Origin of the sequence: Azospirillum oleiclasticum, assembly GCF_013423485.1 — a bacterium.
Lineage (GTDB): Bacteria > Pseudomonadota > Alphaproteobacteria > Azospirillales > Azospirillaceae > Azospirillum > Azospirillum oleiclasticum.
Genome location: NZ_JABFFR010000028.1, coordinates 1 through 23,404, shown reverse-complemented (window position 1 = coordinate 23,404; position 23,404 = coordinate 1). Strand labels below are relative to the sequence as shown.

Here is a 23,404-nt window from a genome sequence, read left to right as displayed (position 1 = left end):
AGCCCCGCCGGGCATGGACTCGCGGGCCAGGGTCGCCATATAACGGCGTCATGATGCGGGAATTCCTGAAAATGCATGGGCTCGGCAACGACTTCGTCGTGATCGACGCCCGCCGTGAACCCTACGCCCCCAGCGAGGCCGAGGTGCGCGCCATTGCCGACCGCCGGACCGGCGTGGGCTGCGACCAGTTCATCGTGCTGAATCCCGCCGTCACCCCCGGCGTCTCCGGCTTCATGCGCATCCACAACGCCGACGGCAGCGAGGTGTCGGCGTGCGGCAACGCGTCCCGCTGCGTCGGCTGGCTGCTGATGGAGGAGGCGGGAGCCGACCGTGCCCGCTTCGAAACCAACGCCGGTGTGCTGGAGGCCACCCGCGGCCCCGCCGGGACGGTGACGGTGGACATGGGGCCGGCGCGCCTCGCCTGGAACGAGATTCCGCTGGCCGGCCCTGCCGACACGCTGCGGCTCGACGTGGAGCATGGCGGCTTCGCCGGCCCGGTGGCGGTGAGCATGGGCAACCCGCACGCCGTTTTCTTCGTCGACGATGCCGAGGCGGTGCCGCTGGCCGAGGTCGGCCCGGCGCTCGAACATCACGCCGCCTTCCCCGAGCGCACGAATGTGGAGTTCGCGACGGTGCTGTCGCCCACCCGCATCCGCATGCGGGTGTGGGAGCGCGGCGCCGGCATCACCCAGGCCTGCGGCAGCGGCGCCTGCGCGACGGCGGTCGCCGCCATCCGTCGCGGCCTGACCGCCCGCAAGGCCGACGTGGTGCTCGACGGCGGCACGCTCACCATCGAGTGGCTGGAGAACGGCCACGTCCTGATGACCGGCCCGGTCGCCCACAGCTTCACCGGCCGGCTGTCGGCCGGTCTGGGCGGGACATGAGCGACGGCACCACCCCCCGCGACCCCGAGATCGTCACCTTCGGCTGCCGGCTCAACGCCTACGAGTCGGAGGTGATGCGCGGGCATGTGCGCGCCGCCGGGCTCGACCGTGTGGTGATCGTCAACACCTGCGCCGTCACGTCGGAGGCCGAGCGGCAGGCGCGCCAGACGATCCGCAAGCTGCGGCGGGAAAACCCGGACGCCCGCATCGTCGTCACCGGCTGCGCCGCCCAGATCGACCCCGCCCGCTTCGCCGCCATGCCGGAGGTGGATCAGGTCCTCGGCAACCAGGAGAAGCTGCAGCCCGAAAGTTGGGGTCTCGCCCCGGCCGAGCGGGTGGCGGTCAACGACATCATGGCGGTGCGCGAGACGGCCGCCCATCTGATCGCCGGCTTCGAGGACCGCGCCCGCGCCTTCATCCAGGTGCAGCAGGGCTGCGACCACCGCTGCACCTTCTGCATCATCCCCTTCGGCCGCGGGCCGTCGCGCTCCGTCCCCATCGGCCGGGTGGTGGAGCAGGTGCGCGCCCTGGTCGCCGCCGGCTACAACGAGGTGGTGCTGTCCGGCGTGGACATCACCAGCTACGGCCCCGACCTGCCGGGCGCCCCGACCTTGGGGCAGATGGTGCGGCGGCTGCTGGCGCTGGTGCCGGAGCTGCCGCGGCTGCGCCTGTCCTCCCTCGACCCGGTGGAAATCGACGACGATTTGTGGCGCCTGATCGCCGAGGAGCCGCGGCTGATGCCGCACCTGCATCTCAGCCTTCAGGCCGGCGACGACATGGTGCTGAAGCGCATGAAGCGCCGCCATCTGCGCGCCGACGCGATAGCTTTTTGTGAGCGGGCGCGGAGCCTGCGGCCCGACATGGTGTTCGGGGCCGACCTGATCGCCGGCTTCCCAACCGAGACCGACGCGATGTTCGAGAACACGCTGGCGGCGGTGGACGAGTGCGGGCTGACCTGGCTGCACGTCTTCCCCTACAGCCCGCGGCCCGGAACGCCCGCCGCCCGCATGCCGCAGGTGCACGGCTCCGTCCGGCGCGAGCGCGCCGCCCGCCTGCGCGAGGCGGGGGAGCGGGCCGCCGCGCGCACGCTGGCCGGTCTGGTCGGCCGCCGCGCGACCGTGCTGGTCGAGAAGGACGATCTCGGCCGCACCGAACATTTCGCCCCCATCCGCCTCGGCGCCGTGCTCCCCGCGGGTTCGCTGGTCGAGGCGCTGGTGACCGGGCTCGAAGGCAACGAACTGCGCGGTCGCCCGTTGCGGGACGAGAGCGCAGTCGAAAGGAACGTCGCATGATCCTCCGCTGGTTCGGCCGCAAGAAGCCCGAGGACGAGGCGCCAGAGAAGGCCGTCGACCAGACAGTTCCGGAACCGGTCGTGGAGCCGGAGGTCCCCGGCGAGGCCCCGCCCCCGCCCGCGGTCGAGACACCCGCCCCGCCCCCGATCGCCCCGCCCGACAAGCCGGAGGAGCGCGAGGACGAGCCCGAGCACGCACCGGCCCAGGCCGCCGCCCTCGCCCCCGAGGAGCCGGAGCCGAAGAAGAAGGGCTGGCTGTCGCGACTGAAAAAGGGGCTGTCCAAATCCTCCTCCCGGCTGACCGAGGGCATCACCGGCATCTTCACCAAGCGCAAGCTGGACGACGCGGCGCTGGAGGAGCTGGAGGAGCTGCTGATCACCGCAGACCTCGGCCCCACGACCGCCGCGAAGATCACGGCGGAGCTGGCCCGCACCCGCTTCGGCAAGGAGATCGGGCCGGAGGAGGTGAAGACCATCCTGGCCGCTGAAGTGGCGAAGATCGTCGAGCCGGTGGCGAAGCCCCTGGTCATCGATCCGAGCCTCAAACCGCACGTGATCCTGGTCGTCGGCGTCAACGGCACCGGCAAGACCACCACCATCGGCAAGCTGGCCCGCCAGTTCCGGGAGGAGGGGCGCACGGTCATGCTGGCGGCGGGCGACACCTTCCGCGCCGCCGCCGTCAGCCAGCTCAAGATCTGGGGCGAGCGCACCGGCTGCCCGGTGGTGGCGAAGGACACCGGGGCCGACGCCGCCGGCCTCGCCTACGAGGCGGTGGAGCGGGCGCGGGCCGAGGGGGTGGATGTGCTGCTCATCGACACCGCCGGCCGGCTCCAGAACAAGGCCGGGCTGATGGACGAGTTGCGCAAGATCGTCCGCGTCATCAAGAAGGTCGACCCGACCGCCCCGCACACCACTCTGCTGACGCTGGACGCCACCACCGGCCAGAACGCCCACAGCCAGGTCGAGGTGTTCCGCGACATGGTCAGTGTCGGCGGCCTGATCCTCACCAAGCTCGACGGCTCCGCCCGCGGCGGCGTGCTGGTGGCGCTGGCCGAGAAGTTCAAGCTGCCGGTCCACGCCATCGGCGTGGGCGAGGGCGTTCACGACCTCCGCCCCTTCGAGGCGAAGACCTTCGCGCGGTCGCTGATGGGGCTGGAGAGCTGAGAGAGGCCGCCGTCGCGGAAGCGTCCGCGTCAGCGGTCCATCCAGATGATGGCAGCGGTGATCGTGTGCTGCCCGGCGATCCGCACCGGTTCGCCATCCGCGAGCGTGACGGGGCCCGGAAGCGGCCGGAGCAGCTAGCCCCAGCAGGACCGGGCGTCCGGCTGCGGCCATTGGTCCGGCTGGCTGAACGCGAAGCGGAACAGCGCGGCCCCATCCGACACCAGATGCAGGTCCTCCCGGCCGACCTCCACGCTGTAGGACGGCGCCGCCAGCGCGTCGAAGCGCGACAGGTCGAAGCCGCCGTGGGTCGCCATGCGGCGCCTGTCCAGCGAATGGTCGAATCCCAGGGCGACCATGACGGAGCCCGCCGCCGGGATCACCGTGCCGCCGGGGCGCAGCAGGCGGGCCACCGCGTCCCGGCGGGTCGGCGGGACGCCTTCCGCCAGCAGCCCGTGGTCCACGATCTCGGACACGATCACGTCGGCCGGCCGTTCCAGGTGCTCGCCGATCCGCAGGTCGCGTGAACTCACCGGCAAGGGCGGCGACGGCCGGATTCATCCCGCACCCGGTCACCCGTTCGGCTCCGGCCCTGGCCGCCATCAGGCTCAGAAGGCCGGTGCGGTCCGGCTGTGGCAGCACGGCGCGCGCCGCCCGAACGGTCGCCGCAAACTGGCGCGTCGCGCCGGAAATGTCGAGCGGCGGTTGATTCCCCCAGGTCACGGGGGCCGTGGGTCAAGGGGGGGCCGTGGGACGACGGCGCGTTCAAGGCGCGGAGTCCTTGCCCTTGCTCCATGCTTCGAGCCGACGGAGCAGTGCCTCGAACGCGCGCCGCTTCCGGCTGTCTTCGACGCCCGACCAACGGTCCTGATGCGTCCTGAGGTGGTCCAGGAGCTTGGCCGCCCAGTCCGCCTGACGGCTTGCCAATATTTCGTAGGCCTTGGTGCGCACGGGTTCGGCAATGAGGAAGATGAGGATCTGCAGGATCAGGTCCGACATCTCGCCGAACTTCGGTTCCTCGACGGTGCCGCCGCCGGTTTCGGCGGTCTCCAGGATGCCCTCGCCGATCAGGTCGAAGGTCTCCAGCTCGTCCGGTGCGACCTCGGCCAGAACGTCGCGGATCAGCGCCAGTGCCAGGGTGTTGCTGTTCGTCGTCATCGTAGCGGGCCTTGTTGTGGAGGACGCCGTGTGACCATCCGTTTCAAGGGTCCGACCTTGCTTTCCAGCGAAGCGACCATAGGCGGAACGGGTAGGGTGCCAGACCGATCAGCAGGGCGACAAGCACCGGTTCGGGATCGGCCACCATCGGTGAAAGATCCAAGGAGGTCAGCCAGTCGTTCAGCCGGAGCTGGAGCGCCTCGGTGTCCAGCCGGCCGCGGAACTCCTCCGACACCAGCGGGATGATGTACCAGAGCAGATACATGCCGAAGAGGATGCCCAGGAACAGCGACCCACCTTCCAGCAGCAGCGGCCAGGCGCGGCGCTTCTCGATGGGCCGGCGCATCTGGGCCAGGTTGTTGGTGGCGGCGAAGGCGGCGATCGCGAGCGTGACGATGGTGGCGACGTCGAACGCACTGCCGCCATGGCCGAACACGAAGGTGACGAGGATCGCGTAGCTGCCGATCAAGCCGGCGACCAGCAGGACCACCCAGGACTGCATGCGTCCGACCGCATGGATGCCACGGATCATTCCTTCTGTAAGCGCCACGCGCCCCGCAGCGGAACGGGCCGCGGGTTCGGCGTCCCCACCGGTCATCGACCGGGCGCCCTCGACGGTCCAGCGGCGTGCCAGGATCCAGCCGGTAACCAGGATCAGCGCGGCCGGCATCCAGGGATAGGCGAGGCCGACGATCCACCCATTGTAGGCCGGATCGCTGCCGAGCCAGGGGCCGACCTCCATCACCCAATAGGCGATCAGCGGCGCCACCCCGCCGAAGGCCAGCAGAGCGGGCATGCCGACCAGCGCCCAGCCGAGGAGGGTGCGCGGGCGTGCGCCGGATGCCGCGGCCCAGCGCAGAGGAAGGACGAAGGCCGCCACCATCAGCGCATCGACCGCCAGCACCATGGACATGCCCATGAGGCCGAGCGGGCCGACGCTCACCCAGCAGACGAGGCGAAGGACGATCCAGTTGAACAGCAGCGACGACACCAGCACGAAGATGCGGTCGGTCGCCCGGCGTTCGATGAAGGACAACCGCTCCTGCGGATTCGGATCGCTGGCGCGGACCAGGTAGCCGGTCGGCGGTGCCGGCTTTTCCCCCGCGTAGCAGAGATCCGCGGTCTCGCCACTGCCGTCATGGGCGAAGGTGTCCGCCGAGAACTCCTTGATCTGCCCGAAGGCCGCGGCGGCGGCGCCGTTCCAACGGTACATCGCCTGGAACACCACCACCCCGATCCCCAGCACGAGCAGGGGGCGCAGCCACTCCGGAGCCCAGAAGATGGGGGTCAGCAGGATCGCGACGGCCGTGGCGATCGCCGCACCGACCAGGGCCGCCAGGCGCCCGAACAGAGTGCCGGCCACCCGCCAGCTGTTGTCGCCGGTGGCCGCGTGGAACCACTCGTGCCACAGGATGAACCGGTAACCGCGCCCCGCCAGCGCCCGCTTCACCGCCTGCGGACTGAGAACGATCGCCGATCGCTCGACCGCCGTGTTCTCGCCGGGCGTCGACCAGACCTCGCGACCACGCAGCGGTTCCGGAAGCGGGTCGGTCACCGCAGGATGGTCGAGCCGTTTCGCCCGTTTGGCTCGGCGGCGCAGATGATGCCGCAGGATGCCGACAAGCAGCAGCACGCCGGCGATGACTGCGATCGTCCCGGCGGTCAGGCCGTACAGCTTCCAGAGCTCGCCCGTATCCCGGATCGCCGTACGGAACACCTCCATCTGCTCGGCCGGAGGCAGGGTATAGACGCCGTTCAAGTCGGAGATGAATCCAACCATCCCGACTATCACGAATACGAACAGGATTCCCGACGCCGCCAGACTGGCGAGGATCGCGAGCAGACCTTGAAGGGCGGCATAGGCCAGGGTCAGCGACCGGCCTGCGTGTAAGGTTTCCGTTGCGCGCTCGGAGGGCACGGGCGGCTCCTGTTGCACTTCCATATGCCTGTCCGGGCGATCCTATCACCCGCGAGCATTGGGGCAAAGGACGCGTGGGCGAACGGTTGTATCGCGGCACGGCCGGCGCCTCTCGCGGTGCGCGGCCCCCGCGCTTGTCGGACCGATCACTGTTGGTACACACTGTGACCAAGCCCGCCGGTGACGGGCCGCGTCCTTCCCGTGGTGCCGGAGCATTCATGCGTCCCAACCCCACCGCCCCGCTTCCCCCCGGCCCCGTCGGCAGCTTCGACAGCGCGGACGACGCGCTGGAGGCGGTGCGCCGGATCCATGACCACAACACCGCCTTCCTGCGCGGCCGTTTCCAGGCCTACGCCCGCGGCGAGGAGGCGGACGCGCGGAGCGGCGCGCATTACCCCTATGTGTCGTTGACCACGGAAAGCGGGGCGGCGGTCGATTCGCGGCTCGCCTACGGCTTCGTCGAAGGGCCGGGACGCTACGCCACCTCGCTGACCCGGCCCGACCTGTTCGACCGCTATTACCGGGAGCAGCTCAGCTTGCTCATCCGCAACCACGGCATACCGCTGGAGGTGGGGGTGAGCGCCGAGACCATCCCCATCCACTTCGCCTTTCCCCGCGGCATGCATGTGGAAGGCGACCTGACGCCGGAGCGGCTGGCGCGGCTGCCGGACCTGTTCGACCTGCCCGACCTCGCCCGCATGGACGACACCATCGTCAATGGCACCTTCGAGGCGGCGGACGGCGTGCCCAAGCCGCTGGCCCTGTTCACCGCCCCGCGGGTGGATTTCTCGCTGCACCGGCTGCGCCACTACACGGCGACCGACCCGGACGATTTCCAGAACTTCGTCCTGTTCACCAACTACCAGTTCTATGTGGACGAGTTCATCCGGCTGGCGCACGACATCATGGAGCCGACGGACGACGCGGAGCTTGCGGACTACCGCCGGCAATACGACCGCTTCGTCGAGCCGTGGGACATCGTCACCCACAACCGCAACCTGCCCGGCGCGCCGGACCCGGCCGACGCGACGCTGACCCGCCGCCTCCGCCTGCCGCAGATGCCGGCCTACCACCTGACCCGGCCGGACGGGAACGGGATCTCGTTGGTCAACATCGGCGTCGGCCCGTCCAACGCCAAGACGATCACCGACCACATCGCGGTGCTGCGTCCGCACGCCTGGATCATGCTGGGCCACTGCGCCGGCCTGCGCTCCACCCAGCGGCTGGGCGACTATGTGCTGGCGCACGGCTATGTGCGCGACGACCATGTGCTGGACGCCGACCTGCCCACCTGGGTCCCGGTGCCGGCGCTGGCCGAGGTGCAGCAGGCGCTGGAGACGGCGGTGGGGCGGGTCACCGGCCTGACCGGCTACGCCCGCAAGAGCGTGATGCGCACCGGCACGGTGGCGACCATCGACAACCGCAACTGGGAGCTGCGCGACCACCGCGAGCCTTTGGAACGCTTCAGCCAGAGCCGGGCCATCGCGCTCGACATGGAAAGCGCCACCATCGCCGCCAACGGCTTCCGCTTCCGGGTGCCCTACGGGACCCTGCTCTGCGTGTCGGACAAGCCGATGCACGGGCAGCTCAAGCTGCCGGGCATGGCCGACCGCTTCTACCGCGAGCGGGTGGACCAGCATCTGAAGATCGGCCTGCTGGCGATGGAGCTGCTGCGCGAACAGGGCATGGAAACCCTGCATTCCCGCAAGCTGCGCAGCTTCGCCGAGGCGGCCTTCCAGTAGGCGGCGGCCGGCGGTAACCCGAAAGAGTTCGCCCCTGCTGTCCTCCGGCGCCCTATCTCGCACTGCGACGATGGTGCTGATTTCGGGAGCGGGTGGATGCGGGTCCGGTGTGCGGCGGCGGTGACGGCGCTGGGGATGATGTGGGCGGCGCCGGCGGCGGCGCAGACCTTTGGCGTGTGGTTCGACAACGACATCATCGCGGGCAACGACCAGTATTACACCAACGGCATCCAGCTCTATTACATCACCCCGGAGCGGCTGATCGGCGGCGTCGACTGGCTGTCCGACCAGGTTCCAGGTGCGGCCATGCCGACCAGACGGCGCTACGGCTTCGCGCTGGGCCAGAAGATGTTCACCCCCCGCGACCTGTCGCGCGTCAACCCCGACCCCAAGGACCAGCCCTACGCCGGCTGGCTCTACGGCCGCCTGTCCGTGGTTACGGAGGAGGCGACGCAGGCCGACACCTTCGAGTTGGACCTGGGCGTGGTCGGCCCGCTGTCGCTGGCGGAGGACACGCAGAAGTTCGTGCACCGTGCCGTGTCCGGATCCACATACCCGCGAGGCTGGAGCCACCAGCTGGAGAACGAGCCGGGCATCGTCCTGACCTACCAGCGGGCGTGGCGCACGGCGGAGCCGCAGCGGGTGGGACCGTTCCAGATGGACGTGACGCCGCACGCGCTGGCCAGCGTCGGCAACATCGTCACCTTCGCCGGCGGCGGCGCCACCATCCGCTTCGGCCAGGGCATGGAGCCGCTGATCGGCCCGCTGGTGGACCGTCCCATCACCCCCATCCCCTATCAGGATTCGGTGGGCCAGGGATTCACCTGGTACCTCTACGCCAGCGCGGAAGCGCGGCTGATCGCCCGCAACATCTTCCTGGACGGCAACACGTTCCGCGACAGCCGGAGCGTCGACAAAATTCCCGGCGTGGCGACGGTGCAGGCGGGTCTGACGGTCAAGTACGACTGGCTGAGCCTGACCGCCGCCTACAACGTGACGACGCCGGAGTTCACCGAACAGCAGGGCTTCGCCAAGTACGGGTCGCTGCGGGTGTCGTTCCGGTTCTAGGCGCGGGCCACCCGTCCGAACAGCGTTCCGGACGCGACCAGGAACGCGGCGATCATCAGGCCCCCGGCGGTCAGGAAGGCGAGTCGCATCCCCGCACCGATCGCCGCCGGGTCGGCAAGGGTGACGTTCGCCGTGCCCGCACCCAGCGCGAAGACGGCCCCCATGACCGACGCGCCCACGATCAGCCCGATGTTCCGCGACAGGCCGAGAAGGCCGGACACCGTGCCGCGCCGGTCCTTGGGGACATCGGCGAGTGCCGCCGTGTTGTTGGCGGCCTGGAAGAGCTGGTAACCCGGCGTCAGCACCGCGATGGCGAGGACATAGCCGGCAACCCCGATCAGACCGGGCAGGATCGCGATCAGGAACGCCCCGGCGGCCAGCAGGACAAGGCCGGCCGCCATCACCCGCCGGCTGCCCCAGCCATCGACCAGCCGGCCGGAGGGGACCCCGCTGACGATCGAGATCACGGGACCGACGGCCATGACGAGCCCCACCACGGCCTCCGTCAGGCCAAGACCGATGCCGAGATAGAAGGGGCCGACCACCAGCGTCGTCATCATCACCGCGGCCACCAGGACATTGGTGAGGAGATTCGGCGCGACCCGCCGGTCCATCACCTCCCGCAGCCGCAGCCGAGCCGGTTCGCCCTTGCCCGCGCCACGCGGCAGCAACGCGACGGTCAGGACCAGGGCCGCCACCGCCAGGGGAACCTGCACCAGAAAGACCGCGCGCCAGCCGGCCAGCGGGATCAGCACGCCACCCAGCACCGGGCCGAGCGCCGTTCCGAGAGCCGACACGGTGCCGAGCAGGCCCATGGCCCGCCCCACGCGCGCCTCGCCCGCCGTTTCGCGCATCAGCGCCATGGACAGCGTCATCAGGAAGGCGGCCCCGATCCCCTGGAGCGCCCTGGCCGCGATCAGCACCCACAGGGTCGGCGCGACGCCGCACAGCAGAGAGGCGGCGGCGAACACGCCAAGCCCCACCAGGAGCATGCGCGTCAGACCATGGACGTCGCCGAGCCGGCCGACGATGACGACCGAAACCGTCAGGGTGGCGAGATAGGCGACGACCACTCCCTGGACCTGGCCGAAGGGTGCCGAAAACGCTTCGGCCAGCGTCGGCAACGCGATGTTGGCGATGCTGGTGCCGAGCGACGCCAGCAGCATCGCGGATGCCAGCGCCACCATGATGCCCCATGCCCTCCGGTCCGTTCCGGCCAATTCCACCCGTTCCATCCGTCTGCCCTCTTGCGTGAATCATCGTCCGGGAGCAGGCTACGAATTCAAGCTGACTTGAGGTCAAGCGTGAAATTCCTGGACATCGGCACCGTCTCCGCCCAAAGCGGCGTCAAGCCGTCGGCTCTGCGCTACTACGAAGAGATCGGGTTGATCGCGTCGGTGACGCGGCACGGCCTGCGCCGCCAGTTCGCGCCGGAGGTGCTGCTGCAGCTCAAGCTGATCGCGATGGCGAAGCTGGCGGGCTTCTCGCTGGATCAGATCGCGGGGATGTTCGGCAAGGACGGCCGGCCGGAGGTGCCGCGCGCAGCGCTGCACGAGAAGGCCGACGCCATCGATCGGCAGATCCGCAGCCTGACCGCGCTGCGGGACACGCTGCGCCATGTGGCGGACTGCCCCGCCCCCTCCCACCTGGAATGCCCGACCTTCCGGCGGCTGGTCGAGGTGGCGGGAAAGCAGGCAGGACGCGGCCGGCGCGGCCGGCCGGCGCCGCCCACGCCGGAGTGAGCGTCAGCCCTCGGCCAGCGCGGCGAGGCTGGCGCGAAGCTCCGGGATGCCCGATCCGGTCTCGGAGCTGGTGGTGTGCACCTCGGGGAAGGCCGCGGGATGCTTCTTCAGCGCGGCGGCGGTCTTGCGCTCGGTCTCGGCCAGGGCCGGCGGCTTCACCTTGTCGGCCTTGGTCAGCACGATCAGGTAGGGCACGGCCGACTGGTCGAGCATGGTCATGATCTCGAGATCATTGGGTTTCAGCCCGTGGCGCGAATCGACCAGCACCAGGGCGCGGCGCAGCGTCACCCGGCCGCGCAGGAAACGGCGGACCATGTCGGTCCAGGCCTCCACCTTCTCCTTGGATTCCTGGGCGTAGCCGTAGCCGGGCATGTCCACCAACCGCAGCCGCCCGCCCAGCTCGAAGAAATTGAGCTGCTGGGTGCGGCCCGGCGTGTTGGAGGTGCGGGCCAGCGTCTTGCGGCCGGTCAGCGCGTTGACGAGGCTGGACTTGCCCACGTTGGACCGGCCGGCGAAGGCGACCTCCGGCAGCGTCGCCTCGGGCAGGTCGCCGGCGGTGGCCGCCCCCCACACGAAGTCGCAAGGGCGCGCGAACAGCAGGCGCCCGGCTTCGATCTGCTCGTCGCTGAGGTTGCGGGTCAGGCTGGGGGTGGTCATGGCGGGCGGCCCCTCGTGGTCCAAACAGAAACACCCTCTCCCCACGGGGGAGAGGGTGTCCATAGCGGCGGGCGGTGCGATCAGGTGATCGACACGCCTTCCTTGCGCATGATCACCCACTGCTGGGCGATCGACAGGGTGTTGTTCCAGGCCCAGTAGATCACCAGACCCGCCGGGAAGCCGGCCAGCATGAAGGTGAACATGAAGGGCAGGATGGCGAACACCTTCTGCTGCACCGGGTCCGGCGGGGCCGGGTTCATCTTCTGCTGCAGCCACATGGTCACGCCCATGATCAGCGGCCAGATGCCGATCATCAGGAAGGTGGGCGGATCCCAGGGGATCAGGCCGAACAGGTTGAAGATGGTGGTCGGATCGGGGGACGACAGGTCCTTGATCCAGCCGAAGAACGGCGCGTGCCGCATCTCGATGGTGACGAACAGCACCTTGTACAGCGCGAAGAACACCGGGATCTGCACCAGGATCGGCAGGCAGCCGCTGACCGGGTTGACCTTCTCGCGCTTGTAGAGCGCCATCATCTCCTGGTTCATGCGCATCTTGTCGTCGCCGAAGCGCTCGCGCAGCTTCATCATCTCCGGCTGCAGCTTCTTCATCTTGCTCATCGCCTTGTAGGACTTGTTGGCGAGTGGGAAGAAGAGCGCCTTGACGAAGACGGTGAAGACCAGGATGGCCACGCCGAAGTTGCCGATCATGCCGGCCAGGAAATCCAGCGCGTAGAAGAACGGCTTGGTCAGGAAATAGAACCAGCCGAAGTCGATGGCGCGGTCGAAGCGGGTGATGCCGTACTGCTTCTCGTAGGCGTCGAGCAGGCGCACCTGCTTGGCACCGGCGAACAGGCGGCTGGTGTCCTCCACGGTGGCGCCCGGCGCCACCTCCCGCACCTTGCCCAGCGTGTCGATCTGGTAGCGGTCCTGGACGCCGCGCTGGGTGTAGAGGAAGCGCGCGGTGGTCGCCTCCTGCTGGTCGGGAACGATCGACACCAGCCAGTACTTGTCGGTGAAGCCGATCCAGCCGCCGGTGGTCTGGCGCGTCACGGTGCCGGCCGACTTCAGGTCGGCGTACTTCTCCTCCAGCAGCGTGCCGTCGAACACGCCGATCGGGCCCTCGTGCAGGATGTAGAAGCCGGCGGTCTGCGGCGTGCCGTGGCGGGCGGCAAGGCTGTAGGGCATCAGCCGCACCGGCTCGGCCCCGGTGTTGCGCACGCGCTGGGTGACCGTGAACATGTAGTTCTTGTCGACCGCGACGGTGCGCTCGAAGACGAGGCCCTGGCCGTTGTCCCAGCTCATGGTCACCGGCTGGTCGGGGGTCAGCGTCGGGGTGCCCTGGACCGTCCAGCGGGTGGTGGCGTTCGGCGTCGGCACGCCCGGAGTCTCCGGCACCCAGCCGAACTCGGCGTAGTAGGCGTCGGACGCCGCCGCCGGAGCCAGCAGCACGATCTCCGGGCTCTTCGGATCGGGGGTGACGTGGTAGTCGGCCAGCGTCAGGTCGTCGATCCGCCCGCCCACCAGGTTGATCGAGCCGTGCAGGGCCGGGGTGTTCACGCGGATGCGCTGCCCCTGCTGGAACTGCTCGGCGACAAGCTGGCCGCGGTCGCGCACGGCGTCGGGCTGGCCGCCGGGAGCCGTCGGCGCGGCGCCGGTGCCGGGTGCCGTGGGGGCGGTGCCGGGTGCCGGCAGCGTCTGCTCGGTCTGGAGCGCCTGTTGCCGGGCCTGCTCGGCCTGTCGCTGCTGCTGCTTCGGGTGTTCGAAGAAATACTGGAAGCCCAGGAGGATGGCGATCGACAGGGCGATCGCGAGAATGAGGTTGCGTTGGTCGGTCATGGCTCCCCGGGGGTTCCGTCTCGGGCCTTTCGATCCTATGGACGGCGTCTCGCCGGCCGGCTCAATGGGTGTGGTCGCACGGCAGGGACGCGGACGGTCCCGTGCCGTGGCGGCGCCGGTCGCCCGGATCGGGAACGGGGTCGTAGCCCCATCCGCCCCAGGGATGGCAACGCAGAAGCCTCCGGACCGTCAACCAGCCGCCCCGGATCGCCCCGTGCTTAGATAGCGCCTCGAGGGCGTAGTTGGAACAGGTCGGATCGAAGCGGCAATGCATGCCGACGAACGGAGACAAGGTCCAGCGGTAGAGATGGACAAGGCCGGTGAGCAGGAGCGCCAGCGGGCTCACGTCCGTGCCTCCGCCTCGCGCCACAGGCCCAGCCGCTTCAGCGCCGCGGTCAGATCGCCGATAAGATCCGGCCAGGGCCGCTCCGCCGTGCCGCCGCGCGCGATCAGCACGAGGTCGTGCCCCGGTGCGGCGTGCACGGAGAGGATCTGGCGCGCCGCCTCGCGCAGGCGGCGGCGGGCGCGGTTGCGGACCACGGCGTTGCCCACCTTGCGGCTCGCCGTCAGCCCAACACGAATCGGCGGCTCGCCGGGGGCGGGCCGCTGTCGATCGTCATGTCGGCGCACCTGCAAAATCAGGCCGGGGGTGACGTGCTTGCGTCTGGTCCCGGCCACGGCCAGAAATTCCGGCCGCTTCTTCAGGCGCCCGACCCCACGGCCCGGCGCCGTCATCGCAGCGCTCAGGCGCTCAGAACCTTGCGGCCCTGCGCCCGGCGACGGGCGATCACCTTGCGCCCACCCACGGTGGCCATGCGGGCGCGGAAGCCATGCCGGCGCTTGCGCACGATTTTGCTCGGCTGGAAGGTGCGTTTCACGACACTGTACCTCTTCGGACGGATCGAACACGGTTTTGAAAAACGAGCCGCGATGTATAGAGGCAGTGAATGCCCGAGTCAATCCGGTGAGCGGCGATCGCCGCGGGACTTTCGCGGGCGACCGCCGATCCGGAACCGGGCGCTTACTTGCCCAGATGCCCGCCGCCGATCAGCGCCTCGGCGATCTGCACGGCGTTGAGCGCGGCCCCCTTGCGCAGGTTGTCGGACACGCACCAGAAGGACAGGCCGTTCTCCACCGTGAAGTCCTCGCGCACGCGGCTGATGAAGACCGGGTCGTCGCCGGCGCATTCCACCGGGGTGACGTAGCCCTCGTTGGCGCGGTGGTCGATCAGGGTGACGCCGGGGGCCTTGCGCCAGGCGGCGTGCGCCTCCTCCACCGTGATCGGCTTCTCGAATTCCACGTTGACCGCCTCGGAATGGCCGATGAACACCGGCACGCGCACGCAGGTCGCCGTGACCTTGATGCGCGGATCGAGAATCTTCCTCGTCTCGACGTTCATCTTCCACTCTTCCTTCGTGTAGCCGTCATCCATGAACGCGTCGATGTGGGGGATGACGTTGAAGGCGATCTGCTTGGTGAACTTGGACTTCTCGATGGGGTCGTTGACGTAGATGGCGCGGGTCTGCTCGAACAGCTCGTCCATACCCTCCTTGCCGGCACCCGACACCGACTGGTAGGTGGCGACCACCACCCGGCGGATGGTGGCGAGGTCGTGCAGCGGCTTCAGCGCCACCACCATCTGGATGGTGGAGCAGTTGGGGTTGGCGATGATGCCCTTCTTGCGGAAGCCGGCGACGGCTTGCGGGTTCACCTCCGGCACCACCAGCGGCACGTCGGGGTCCATGCGCCAGTGCGAGGTGTTGTCGATGACCACCGCCCCGGCGGCGGCGGCCTTCGGCGAATACTGGGCCGACACCTTGGCACCCGGCGAGGACAGCACGATGTCGATGCCGCGGAAATCGAAACTGGCGAGATCAAGGACCTTGAGGACGTCGTCCTCGCCGAAGGACACCTCGGTGCCGATCGAGCGCTCCGAGGCCAGCGCGATCACCTCGTCGGCCGGGAAGTTGCGTTCGGCCAGGGTGGTCAGTATCTCCCGTCCGACGTTGCCGGTGGCGCCGACCACGGCGATCCTGTAGCCCATGGCGGAAGTCCTTCTCTTGGTAACGGCATCCGATGCCGGGATGGAGGGGGGCTGCCTGGTCCGAATCCAACGGAATTGCAACCGCGCCCGCCGCATGGCACCGTGACTTGGCCGTCCCGCTCCCCGATGTCAAGAAAGACCATGCCGAGCCCGCTCGAAGACATCATCGCCAAGGCGATCAAGGATGCCGACAAGTCCATCTTCAACGAGGATTACGGCAAGCAAGCGAAATCGGTGGTCGCGGCCCTGCGCAAGGCCCGTTACGAGGTGGTGCCGGTGCGGCCGCCGGACGGGCTGGTCGAATGGGCGAAGGAGAACATTCCCTTCGGCCGCCTGCGCCCGGCCGACCTCATCTCGCAGATGTACACGATGATGGTCGAGAACGTGAAGAAGTACGACCGCTGACCGTCACGTCCACCGGATCAGGCCGGCACCGCCGGCGGCAGGTCGGGACCGGGCACCGGATCCGGCGTGCGGTCGGGCGGGGCCGGGGTCGGCAGGTCGGGGTTGTCGGTCACGGGACCGCGCGTCGGCAGGTCGTCATTGGGCAGGGGATCGGGCCGCAGCGGGCGGGGTCCGGTCGGGATCGGCATGCTGGCTCCTTGGGCATTCGGGTCATAGCCCGACAACGGCCGCCCGGCCGATGCGTTCCGGTGAAGCGGGCCGGCCCTAAAGCATTGACCGGGTGCCACCGGGGGTTATGCTCGCACAGGGACATTCCGCCGAGATGAGGGAGGACTGGGTCATGGGCAGCACCGCCGGCCAGGCGTGGAACCATGTGAAGGGCGAATGGGTCGAGGGGAACCCGGCCATCGTCGGGCCGATGACGCACGCCCTGTGGCTCGCCTCCTGCGTGTTCGACGGCGCCCGCGCCTTCGAGGGGGTGGCCCCCGACCTGGACCTGCACTGCGCCCGCGTGATCCGCTCGGCCGACGCCATGGGGCTGGCCCCCATGCTGACCGCCGGCGAGATCGAGGAGCTGTGCTGGGAGGGCATCCGCCGCTTCCCCGCCGACGCGGCCCTCTACATCCGGCCGATGTTCTACGCCGACGCCGGCTTCGTGATGGCCGATCCGGACAGCACGCAGTTCGTGCTGTCGGTCTACGAGGCGCCGATGCCGACCGCGGCCGGCTTCACCGCCTGCCTGTCGAGCCGCCGCCGCCCGGCCCCCGCCACCGCCCCCACCGACGCCAAGGCCGCCTGCCTCTACCCCAACGCCGGGCTGGCGCTGAAGGAGGCGCGCGGGCGCGGCTTCGACAACGCGATCCTGCTGGACCCCATCGGCAACGTGGCGGAGTTCGCCACCGCCAACCTGTTCATCGCCAAGGACGGGGTGGTGTCCACCCCGGTGCCGAACGGCACCTTCCTGAACGGCATCACCCGACAGCGGGTGATCGGGCTGCTGCGCGCCGACGGGGTGGATGTGCGCGAGCGCACGCTGACCTGGGCCGAGGTGATGGCGGCGGACGAGGTCTTCTCCACCGGCAACTGGTCCAAGGTGGTGCCGGTGACGCGGGTCGAGGACCGCGATCTCCAGCCCGGCCCCGTCGCCCAGCGGGCGCGCGGCCTCTATTGGGACTTCGCGCACCGGCGGACCTGAGCCGGTCGGCCATGACGCATCAGGCGCCAGAGGGATCAGGCGTCTGGCGGCAGGCCCAGTTCGGCGGCGATGCGGTCGATGATGCGCTGCTCGGCGTCCGACACTTGGCCGTCCACCGCGGCCACCGTGCCGGCGGTGTGCAGCGCCAGCCGCGCCAGTTCGGGATTGCCGGCCAGGGGGCGCAGCCGTTCGATCACCCGGCGCCGCGCCTCCTCCCCGCCGTCGTGCAGCTCGGCGACGGTGCGCTCGAAGCGACGGCGCGAGGCTTCCATGCCCAGCCGGTCGAGGTTGCCAAGCTGGCGCGCCAGGGCCAGAGCCTCCGTAGCCTCCGAACGGGCGACGCGGCGGCTTTCCTCGCGCCCGTCGGACGCGGCGACGAGGGCCGCGGCGTCCACCATCAGGTCCAGCGATTCCGGGGGAAGCACGCCCAGCGCGCGGGCGAGGTCGTCGTAGCTTTCGGCGATCAGCCGCCCGAACCAGCGCAGCAGCATCGGTCCCCCGCACCCAAACCCACAGTCCCGGCGATGACGGTTCCGCACCGGATCAGCGGCAATCAGTCCTAGGACGGCACGCGGCCTATTGGCTCGCCCAGATGATGCGCGCGATCCAGGCGATGTCGGTGCGCGGGATCACCCGGTCGGGGTGGTCGCGGTTGATGGACATCAGCTCCACCCGCGTCGCCGATTCGCGCATGAGCTGCTTGGCCATCACCTCGCCCTCCTTCGTGCGCACCACCACCCGGTCGCCACGACGGATCTGCGCCGCCGGGGACACGATGATGGTGTCGCCGTCCCGGTAGACCGGCACCATGCTGTCGCCCGAGACCTCCAGCGCGTAGGCGTGCGGGTCACCCAGGCTGGGGAACAGAAGCTCGTCCCAGCCGCTGCCCGCGGGGTAGCCGGCATCGTCGAAATAGCCGGCGTTGCCCGCCTGCGCGTAGCCGATCACCGGCACCCGCTGCATGGCACCCTGTGCCGGCGCCTCGCCCACCAGGCCGACGAACTCCGCGAAGGAGGCGCCGGTGGCGTCCAGCACCTTGGAGATGCTTTCCGTCGATGGCCAGCGCAGTTTCCCGTCGCCGGTGGTCCGCTTGCTCTTGTTGAAGGTGGTCGGATCCAGCCCGGCCCGCCGCGCGAGCCCCGAGGCCGAAAACCCGTGTTGGGCCGCCAAGCGGTCGATGGCCCGCCAGATGTCCGCATGTTTGAGCATGGGACGATAGTCTCACATTCCCCTCATGCCGTCCCTAGGAACATTTTCATATTTTTCTTGATCCTTCGATCGAAATGGAACATAACGGGAACATAAATGCAACCACCCCTGTGCGGCACACCGACCGGCACCCCCCGACCGCGCCGCCGCCCGGGACACGAAGGGAGATCCACCCCATGGCACGCGCCCATTCCGCCCCCCGCCTGCTCGACGACACCGGAGGGGAGCCCTTCGCCAGCCCGGAGGAGGCGTGGTTCTGGTCGGTCCAGGCGCAGGAGGCGAAGCTGGCCGGCGCCCGCGTGGTGGCCGGGCGCGGGCTGATCCGCCGCCCCTGCGAGCCGGACGACGTGATGCGCACGGTGGACCGCCTCTACCGCCAGCGCCAGCTCATGCGCGACCACCTGCATGTGCTGGTCCATTACGGCCGCCGGCTGCTGGCCCCCGACCCGCAGCGCGAGCGCGAGTTCCGGGCCCGCCAGCTCTGGTGCGAGGCGTTCGATCGCATCGGCCCGGTGCTGCGCGACAAGGGCATCGTCCAGTGAAGGCCGCCCGCCCCGGCTCCCCGGCCCCCCGCGCCTGGGTGGTGTTCAGCGGCGCGGCGGCGCTGTGGTGGCTACGCCCGCTGCGCCCCGGCTTCCGCCATTGCCTGGTGGCGCTGGACGACGGCCGCCACTGGGTGGTGATCGACCCAATGGCGCCGCGCACCGACGTGGCCGTGCTGGAGCGCGCCGAGACGCCCGACCTGCCCGACCGCTTCCGCGGGCTGGGGCTGACGGTGGTGCCGGCCGCGGTGGACCGCGACGCCACCCGCCCGGCGGCCTGGGCGCCCTTCACCTGCGTGGAGGCGGTGAAGCGGGTGCTCGGCCTGCACGCCCCCTTCGTGCTCACCCCCTGGCAGCTCCATCGGCATCTGACCCGCCACCGCCACGCCCTTCCCGCACCGGGAGCCACCCCATGACCGCGCGCGCATCCAAGACCCGAAAGCCCGACCCGGCCGAACCAGCCGCCCTGCTCGAACGCTACCGCACCGCCAAGGGCCGCCGCGGCCCGTGGGAGGCGCACTGGCAGGACTGCTACGATTACGCCCTGCCCAACGGGCGCTCCTTCCTCACCCCCGGCACGCCCGGCGAGCGGCGGGTCGACCGGCTGTTCGACGGCACCGCGCCGGACGCGGTGGAGCAGCTCGCCTCCAGCCTGCTGGCCCAGCTCACCCCGCCCTGGTCGCGCTGGTTCGGCTTCTCGCCGGGACCCGAACTGGCCGGGGGCGAGCGCGACCGCATCGCCCCCATGCTGGACCGCGCCGCCGGCATCGTGCAGGGCCACATCGACCGCTCCAACTTCGCGGTGGAGATGCACCAGGCCTTCCTGGATTTGGTCACGGTGGGCACCGCCTGTCTGCTGATGGAGGAGGCGGCCCCCGGTGCCGCGTCCGGCTTCCGCTTCACCGCCGTGCCGCTGGCCGACGCGGTGCTGGAGGAGGGGGCGGAGGGGCGCCTGGACGGCACCTTCCGCCGCGCCGAACTGACCCTGGCGCAGATCGCCAGCCGCTTCCCCGGCGCCGACCTGCCGGACGAGGTCACCGCCCGCGGCGGCGAGGAGCCGGAGACCCGCTTCCCGGTGCTGGAGACGGTGCTGCCGGACGGTGTCGCCTACCGTTGGACGGTGGTGCTGGACAGCGGGCTGGCGGCCCCGTCGCTGCTGGCCGACGGGCGCTTCGCCCAGCCGCCCTTCCTCAGCTTCCGCTGGCTGAAGGCGCCGGGCGAGGTCTATGGCCGCTCCCCCGTCATGACCGCGCTGCCCGACATCAAGACCGCCAACAAGGTGGTGGAGCTGGTGCTGAAGAACGCCAGCGTCGCCGTCACCGGCATCTGGCAGGCCGACGACGACGGGGTGCTGAACCCGGCCACCATCCGGCTGGTGCCCGGCACCATCATCCCCAAGGCGGTGGGGTCGGCCGGGCTGACCCCGCTCGCCAACCCCGGCCGGTTCGACGTGTCGCAGCTCGTGCTCGACGACCTGCGCGCGCGCATCCGCCACGCGCTGCTGGCCGACCGCCTCGCCCCCGTCGGCGACGCCCGCATGACCGCCACCGAGGTGATGGAGCGCACGGCGGAGATGGCCCGGCTGCTCGGCGCCACCTATGGCCGGCTCCAGGCGGAGTTGCTGACCCCGCTGCTGATGCGCGCCGTCGCCATCCTGCGTCGGCGCGGCGAGATCCCGGATTTCGCCATCGACGGCCGGCTGGTCGAGCTGCAGCACCGCTCCCCGCTCGCCCAGGCGCAGGCGGAGCGCGACGTGCGCGCCACCCTGCGCTGGCTGGAGACGGCGCAGGCGCTGGGACCCGAGGCGCTCGCCACGGTGGACGCCCCGGCCGCCGCCCGCTGGCTGGGGGAGGCGTTCGGGGTTCCGGCCAAGCTGATCCGGGCCGCCCCGCCGCCCGCGGCGGCTCCGTCACCAATGCCGCCGTCAGCGATGGGTGCGGCCACTCCGCCACCGATGCCGCCGGCACCGCCCGCCCCCGCCCTTTCCGCCACGCCGCCGGCAATCGCCCCGGCTGCGGCCCCTGCACCGGGCCTGCGCCCCGACCCGATGGAGGCCGCGCATGTCTGAGCCCGCCGGGTGGGACTGGTTCGCCGGCCCCGGCGGCGGCCGGCCGTCGGTTGCCGCCGACGACCCCGCCCCCGCCTTCGCCCGCTGCTTCGCCGGCCCCGATGGGGCGCGGGTGCTGGCCGTGCTGCGCGCCATGACGCTGGAGCGTGCGCTCGGCCCCGACGCGACGGACGCGGCGCTGCGCCATCTGGAGGGGCAGCGCCAGCTCGTCGCCACCATCCTCGCCCTGGCCGCGCGCGGCCGGGACGTCCAGCGCTGACCCGTTCACCGAAGGAGGACCGATCCCGTCATGACCAACACGCTGCTGCCCACCGCGACCAACGCGCCGCCGCCCGCCTTGCCCCCGGTGCCGGAGCCGTTCCTTGATCCCGACACCGGGGCGATCCGCGTCGACGCGCTGCTCGCCGCCTACCGCGAGCTGGAAAGCCGCCTCGCCCGGATGACCACCGACCCGGCAGCCGCGCTCGACCGCCCCACGCTGCACCGGGCGCTGGGCGTGCCCGAGGCGCCCGACGGCTACAGCATCACCTGCGACCACGGCCTGTTCCAGCCCGACCCGGAGATCAACGGCCGTCTGCACGCCGCCGGATTCGCGCCCGACCAGGCCCAGCTTCTCTATGATCTGGCCGCCGAACGGCTGGTCCCGATGATCCGCGAGCTGGCCGCCGACCTGCAGGCGGAGCGCGAGGTCGAGCGGCTGGTGTCGCATTTCGGCGGCGAGGACCGCTGGCGCGACGTGTCGCGCCAGCTGCTCGCCTGGGCCGGCCGCAACCTGCCACCGGCCGCGGTGGAGGGGTTGTCGACCACCTACGAGGGGGTGATGGCGCTGCACCGGATGATGACCGGGGCCGAGCCGTCGGCCCTGCGCGGTGCCGCCGCCGCGTCCGCCGCGTCGGCCGGCGACGTGCACGCCCTGATGCGCGACCCGCGCTACTGGCGCGACCGCGACCCCTCCGTCGTCGCCCGCGTGACCGAGGCGTTCCAACGACTCTACCCGGACCACTGACCCGATCCCGGCCCCCGCCACCGCGGGGGCCGGACCCGCGCCATTGCCGCGAATCGTCGCAAAACGCCCAAAAACGTCCACCTGTACGAAAAGATGATGTCGGTAACAAGTCAAGTTGACCGGTTTTCGTAACATGTGAGTTGGCCGCTCTGTTCGCGTTTTGCCCCTGGGGGCATGCCCCCAGGGGCAAAACGCGGGCGGGTGGAGCGGGATCACGCCGCCTGGGGAATGGCGTCCTCCTGCAAGGTGCCTGCGGCATCGTAGCGGGCGATGCAGCGTGGGCCGTAGAAGAGGGCGAGCCGTCCGTCGGGATAGCGGTGCACGCGCACGGTGGATTTGACGAAGTGCGCCCGCCACGGGCTGGGCGGGATCTGCAACACCAAGCCGTCGAAGCGCACCGTGTTGTCGCGGGCGACCACGCGGTCCTCCTGGTGGCACAGGATCTCGGCCAGATCGACCCCGCGCAGCGGCACGAAGGCGCTGCCCGGCTCGCCCGCCTCCACCATGAAGCGAGCGTTGTGCCGGGGCAGGTAGTCCGCGGCCAGAAAGCGGTTGGCCGCCTCCAGGGTGGTGATCCCCGCATCGGCCAGCTCGTTCACCAGCCGCCCTTGCAGCGTGCCGAACATCCGTTCGCTGCGCCCGCGCGCCTCCGGCGAATAGGCCGGGATGTGCTCCACGCCGAGCTGGTCCAGAGCCCGCCCGACCTGGGTGGGCGTGTCCTTGTCCACCTTGCCGCCGGCCGCCGGCGTGTGGAAGTAGTGGCTGCCCCGGTCGGTGTAGAGCGTGCACGGCAGCCCCTTGGCCTGGAACACCTCCAGAAGGCCTTGGAAGCTGCTGGCGGTGCCCTCCTCCTCGACGAAGAAGGCCGAGTAGATCTCCGAGGTCGCATCGTCCAGCGTGACGATCAGGTCGACCACACGCCCCAGCGCCGGCAGCCACAGATGCTGCGACCCGTCCTGATGCAGCATCATCCCCGGCACCGGGCGGCGCGGCCGCTTCTTGCGGTGCGCCGAGCGCTTCACCGCCGGGCGCACCAGGCCAGCCGCGTGCAGCACGCTCTTGGTCCAGCCGTAGCTGCGCGTCAGCCCGTGACGCTCCACCAGCCGCTCGTGGAAGTGCTTCACCGTCCACCCCGTGTAGCGCGTCCGGTACAGCTCCAGCACACGCGCCGTCTCGTCCGCCGGAACCCGGTGTGGGCTCGCCTTGCCAAGCCGGCGGTCCAGCAGCCCCGAAAGCCCCTCCTCCTCGAACCGGGTCCGCTGGCGCCGAAACGTCCGCTCCGAAACCCCAAGCCATTCCGCCGCCTCAGCCGCGCTCAGACGACCCTTCGTGAAGCGTTCATGCACATCCTCGAACCGCTGCATGCGGATCTCCTGCAGCACCCCCGTCCGGACCATCAGCGCCCCCTTTTGGACGCATTCTAAAACCGGACAGTTCACCTGCTACAAAACCCGGACACTTCACATGCTAGCGACA

27 protein-coding genes are annotated in these 23,404 nt (G+C 70.3%); 13 read left to right on the top strand and 14 right to left on the bottom strand.

The features are described 5' to 3' along the window. Nucleotides 1–50: 50 nt before the first annotated feature. From dapF to ftsY, 3 genes are read left to right on the top strand one after another with little or no spacing between them, the layout of a single operon-like run. Nucleotides 51–884, top strand: coding sequence for a diaminopimelate epimerase (gene dapF / locus HL658_RS25340; RefSeq protein WP_180285410.1), 834 nt, complete (start codon nucleotides 51–53; stop codon nucleotides 882–884). Next, nucleotides 881–2,176 (top strand): tRNA (N(6)-L-threonylcarbamoyladenosine(37)-C(2))-methylthiotransferase MtaB, encoded by a 1,296-nt coding sequence (gene mtaB, locus HL658_RS25335; RefSeq protein WP_180285411.1) that lies wholly within the window; start codon nucleotides 881–883, stop codon nucleotides 2,174–2,176. Before dapF ends, mtaB begins: the two co-directional genes overlap by 4 nt. Continuing rightward, a complete protein-coding gene (gene ftsY / locus HL658_RS25330; RefSeq protein WP_180285412.1) occupies nucleotides 2,173–3,339 on the top strand; it encodes a signal recognition particle-docking protein FtsY in 1,167 nt (388 codons plus the stop codon). Before mtaB ends, ftsY begins: the two co-directional genes overlap by 4 nt. Before the next feature lie 134 nt (nucleotides 3,340–3,473). Here the strand turns inward: ftsY and HL658_RS25325 are convergent, their stop codons facing one another. The 3 genes from HL658_RS25325 to HL658_RS25315 form a co-directional block, all read right to left on the bottom strand. Next, complete coding sequence (locus tag HL658_RS25325; protein WP_180287674.1) at nucleotides 3,474–3,869, bottom strand: SAM-dependent methyltransferase; 396 nt, start codon at nucleotides 3,867–3,869, stop codon at nucleotides 3,474–3,476. Between the two features lie 232 nt (nucleotides 3,870–4,101). Then, nucleotides 4,102–4,494 (bottom strand): hypothetical protein, encoded by a 393-nt coding sequence (locus HL658_RS25320; protein WP_180285414.1) that lies wholly within the window; start codon nucleotides 4,492–4,494, stop codon nucleotides 4,102–4,104. Nucleotides 4,495–4,537: 43 nt separating this feature from the next. Then, complete coding sequence (locus HL658_RS25315; RefSeq protein WP_180287673.1) at nucleotides 4,538–6,436, bottom strand: hypothetical protein; 1,899 nt, start codon at nucleotides 6,434–6,436, stop codon at nucleotides 4,538–4,540. A 194-nt stretch (nucleotides 6,437–6,630) separates the two neighbouring features. Between HL658_RS25315 and HL658_RS25310 the strand changes: the two genes are divergently transcribed. Next, nucleotides 6,631–8,154 (top strand): AMP nucleosidase, encoded by a 1,524-nt coding sequence (locus HL658_RS25310; protein ID WP_180285416.1) that lies wholly within the window; start codon nucleotides 6,631–6,633, stop codon nucleotides 8,152–8,154. 96 nt (nucleotides 8,155–8,250) lie between these two features. Continuing rightward, nucleotides 8,251–9,222 carry a lipid A deacylase LpxR family protein gene (locus HL658_RS25305; protein WP_180285417.1) on the top strand — a complete coding sequence of 324 codons (972 nt, stop codon included), beginning with the start codon at nucleotides 8,251–8,253 and terminating at the stop codon, nucleotides 9,220–9,222. Here HL658_RS25305 and HL658_RS25300 read toward each other — a convergent pair. Next, nucleotides 9,219–10,409 (bottom strand): MFS transporter, encoded by a 1,191-nt coding sequence (locus HL658_RS25300; RefSeq protein ID WP_211109846.1) that lies wholly within the window; start codon nucleotides 10,407–10,409, stop codon nucleotides 9,219–9,221. The two genes, HL658_RS25305 and HL658_RS25300, sit on opposite strands and share 4 nt — an antisense overlap. A 117-nt stretch (nucleotides 10,410–10,526) precedes the next feature. Between HL658_RS25300 and HL658_RS25295 the strand changes: the two genes are divergently transcribed. Continuing rightward, complete coding sequence (locus HL658_RS25295; RefSeq protein WP_180285419.1) at nucleotides 10,527–10,964, top strand: MerR family DNA-binding protein; 438 nt, start codon at nucleotides 10,527–10,529, stop codon at nucleotides 10,962–10,964. 3 nt (nucleotides 10,965–10,967) lie between these two features. Here the strand turns inward: HL658_RS25295 and yihA are convergent, their stop codons facing one another. The 6 genes from yihA to HL658_RS25265 form a co-directional block, all read right to left on the bottom strand. Further along, nucleotides 10,968–11,621, bottom strand: coding sequence for a ribosome biogenesis GTP-binding protein YihA/YsxC (gene yihA / locus HL658_RS25290; RefSeq protein WP_180285420.1), 654 nt, complete (start codon nucleotides 11,619–11,621; stop codon nucleotides 10,968–10,970). Between the two features lie 80 nt (nucleotides 11,622–11,701). Further along, the gene (gene yidC, locus HL658_RS25285) at nucleotides 11,702–13,459 is read right to left on the bottom strand and encodes a membrane protein insertase YidC (protein ID WP_180285421.1); all 1,758 of its coding nucleotides are present in this window, start codon (nucleotides 13,457–13,459) and stop codon (nucleotides 11,702–11,704) included. Between the two features lie 61 nt (nucleotides 13,460–13,520). Next, nucleotides 13,521–13,805 carry a membrane protein insertion efficiency factor YidD gene (gene yidD / locus HL658_RS25280; RefSeq protein WP_180285422.1) on the bottom strand — a complete coding sequence of 95 codons (285 nt, stop codon included), beginning with the start codon at nucleotides 13,803–13,805 and terminating at the stop codon, nucleotides 13,521–13,523. Further along, the gene (rnpA, locus tag HL658_RS25275) at nucleotides 13,802–14,194 is read right to left on the bottom strand and encodes a ribonuclease P protein component (protein WP_180285423.1); all 393 of its coding nucleotides are present in this window, start codon (nucleotides 14,192–14,194) and stop codon (nucleotides 13,802–13,804) included. The genes yidD and rnpA overlap by 4 nt, the downstream gene beginning before the upstream one ends. An 8-nt stretch (nucleotides 14,195–14,202) precedes the next feature. Next, nucleotides 14,203–14,337: a 50S ribosomal protein L34 gene (rpmH, locus tag HL658_RS25270; protein WP_180285424.1), complete on the bottom strand. Its 135-nt coding sequence runs from the start codon at nucleotides 14,335–14,337 to the stop codon at nucleotides 14,203–14,205. A 143-nt stretch (nucleotides 14,338–14,480) separates the two neighbouring features. Next, nucleotides 14,481–15,503: an aspartate-semialdehyde dehydrogenase gene (locus HL658_RS25265; RefSeq protein WP_180285425.1), complete on the bottom strand. Its 1,023-nt coding sequence runs from the start codon at nucleotides 15,501–15,503 to the stop codon at nucleotides 14,481–14,483. Nucleotides 15,504–15,644: 141 nt separating this feature from the next. Here HL658_RS25265 and HL658_RS25260 point away from each other — a divergent pair, with 141 nt between their 5' ends. Beyond that, on the top strand, nucleotides 15,645–15,908 hold the full coding sequence (locus tag HL658_RS25260; RefSeq protein ID WP_180285426.1) for a hypothetical protein: 264 nt from the start codon (nucleotides 15,645–15,647) through the stop codon (nucleotides 15,906–15,908). Nucleotides 15,909–15,925: 17 nt separating this feature from the next. Here HL658_RS25260 and HL658_RS25255 read toward each other — a convergent pair whose 3' ends face one another. Beyond that, complete coding sequence (locus tag HL658_RS25255; protein ID WP_180285427.1) at nucleotides 15,926–16,096, bottom strand: hypothetical protein; 171 nt, start codon at nucleotides 16,094–16,096, stop codon at nucleotides 15,926–15,928. Between the two features lie 152 nt (nucleotides 16,097–16,248). On the opposite strand from HL658_RS25255, the gene HL658_RS25250 reads away from it, so the two are divergent. Further along, nucleotides 16,249–17,103 carry a branched-chain amino acid aminotransferase gene (locus tag HL658_RS25250; protein ID WP_180285428.1) on the top strand — a complete coding sequence of 285 codons (855 nt, stop codon included), beginning with the start codon at nucleotides 16,249–16,251 and terminating at the stop codon, nucleotides 17,101–17,103. A gap of 35 nt (nucleotides 17,104–17,138) precedes the next feature. Here HL658_RS25250 and HL658_RS25245 read toward each other — a convergent pair whose 3' ends face one another. After that, the gene (locus HL658_RS25245; protein WP_180285429.1) at nucleotides 17,139–17,594 is read right to left on the bottom strand and encodes a TerB family tellurite resistance protein; all 456 of its coding nucleotides are present in this window, start codon (nucleotides 17,592–17,594) and stop codon (nucleotides 17,139–17,141) included. Between the two features lie 85 nt (nucleotides 17,595–17,679). Next, nucleotides 17,680–18,312, bottom strand: a complete 633-nt coding sequence (locus HL658_RS25240; RefSeq protein WP_180285430.1) for a S24 family peptidase — start codon at nucleotides 18,310–18,312, stop codon at nucleotides 17,680–17,682. A gap of 176 nt (nucleotides 18,313–18,488) precedes the next feature. Here HL658_RS25240 and HL658_RS25235 point away from each other — a divergent pair, with 176 nt between their 5' ends. From HL658_RS25235 to HL658_RS25215, 5 genes are read left to right on the top strand one after another with little or no spacing between them, the layout of a single operon-like run. Continuing rightward, nucleotides 18,489–18,854 carry a hypothetical protein gene (locus HL658_RS25235; RefSeq protein WP_180285431.1) on the top strand — a complete coding sequence of 122 codons (366 nt, stop codon included), beginning with the start codon at nucleotides 18,489–18,491 and terminating at the stop codon, nucleotides 18,852–18,854. Beyond that, nucleotides 18,851–19,270, top strand: a complete 420-nt coding sequence (locus HL658_RS25230; protein ID WP_180285432.1) for a hypothetical protein — start codon at nucleotides 18,851–18,853, stop codon at nucleotides 19,268–19,270. Before HL658_RS25235 ends, HL658_RS25230 begins: the two co-directional genes overlap by 4 nt. After that, nucleotides 19,267–20,922, top strand: a complete 1,656-nt coding sequence (locus HL658_RS25225; RefSeq protein WP_180285433.1) for a portal protein — start codon at nucleotides 19,267–19,269, stop codon at nucleotides 20,920–20,922. Before HL658_RS25230 ends, HL658_RS25225 begins: the two co-directional genes overlap by 4 nt. After that, nucleotides 20,915–21,181, top strand: coding sequence for a Bbp19 family protein (locus HL658_RS25220; RefSeq protein ID WP_246337874.1), 267 nt, complete (start codon nucleotides 20,915–20,917; stop codon nucleotides 21,179–21,181). Before HL658_RS25225 ends, HL658_RS25220 begins: the two co-directional genes overlap by 8 nt. Nucleotides 21,182–21,211: 30 nt before the next feature. Further along, a complete protein-coding gene (locus HL658_RS25215; RefSeq protein ID WP_180285434.1) occupies nucleotides 21,212–21,928 on the top strand; it encodes a capsid assembly protein in 717 nt (238 codons plus the stop codon). Nucleotides 21,929–22,140: 212 nt separating this feature from the next. Here HL658_RS25215 and HL658_RS25210 read toward each other — a convergent pair whose 3' ends face one another. After that, entirely contained in the window at nucleotides 22,141–23,325 is a 1,185-nt protein-coding gene (locus HL658_RS25210; RefSeq protein ID WP_211109844.1) for an ISNCY family transposase, read from the bottom strand. Between the last annotated feature and the right edge of the window lie 79 nt (nucleotides 23,326–23,404).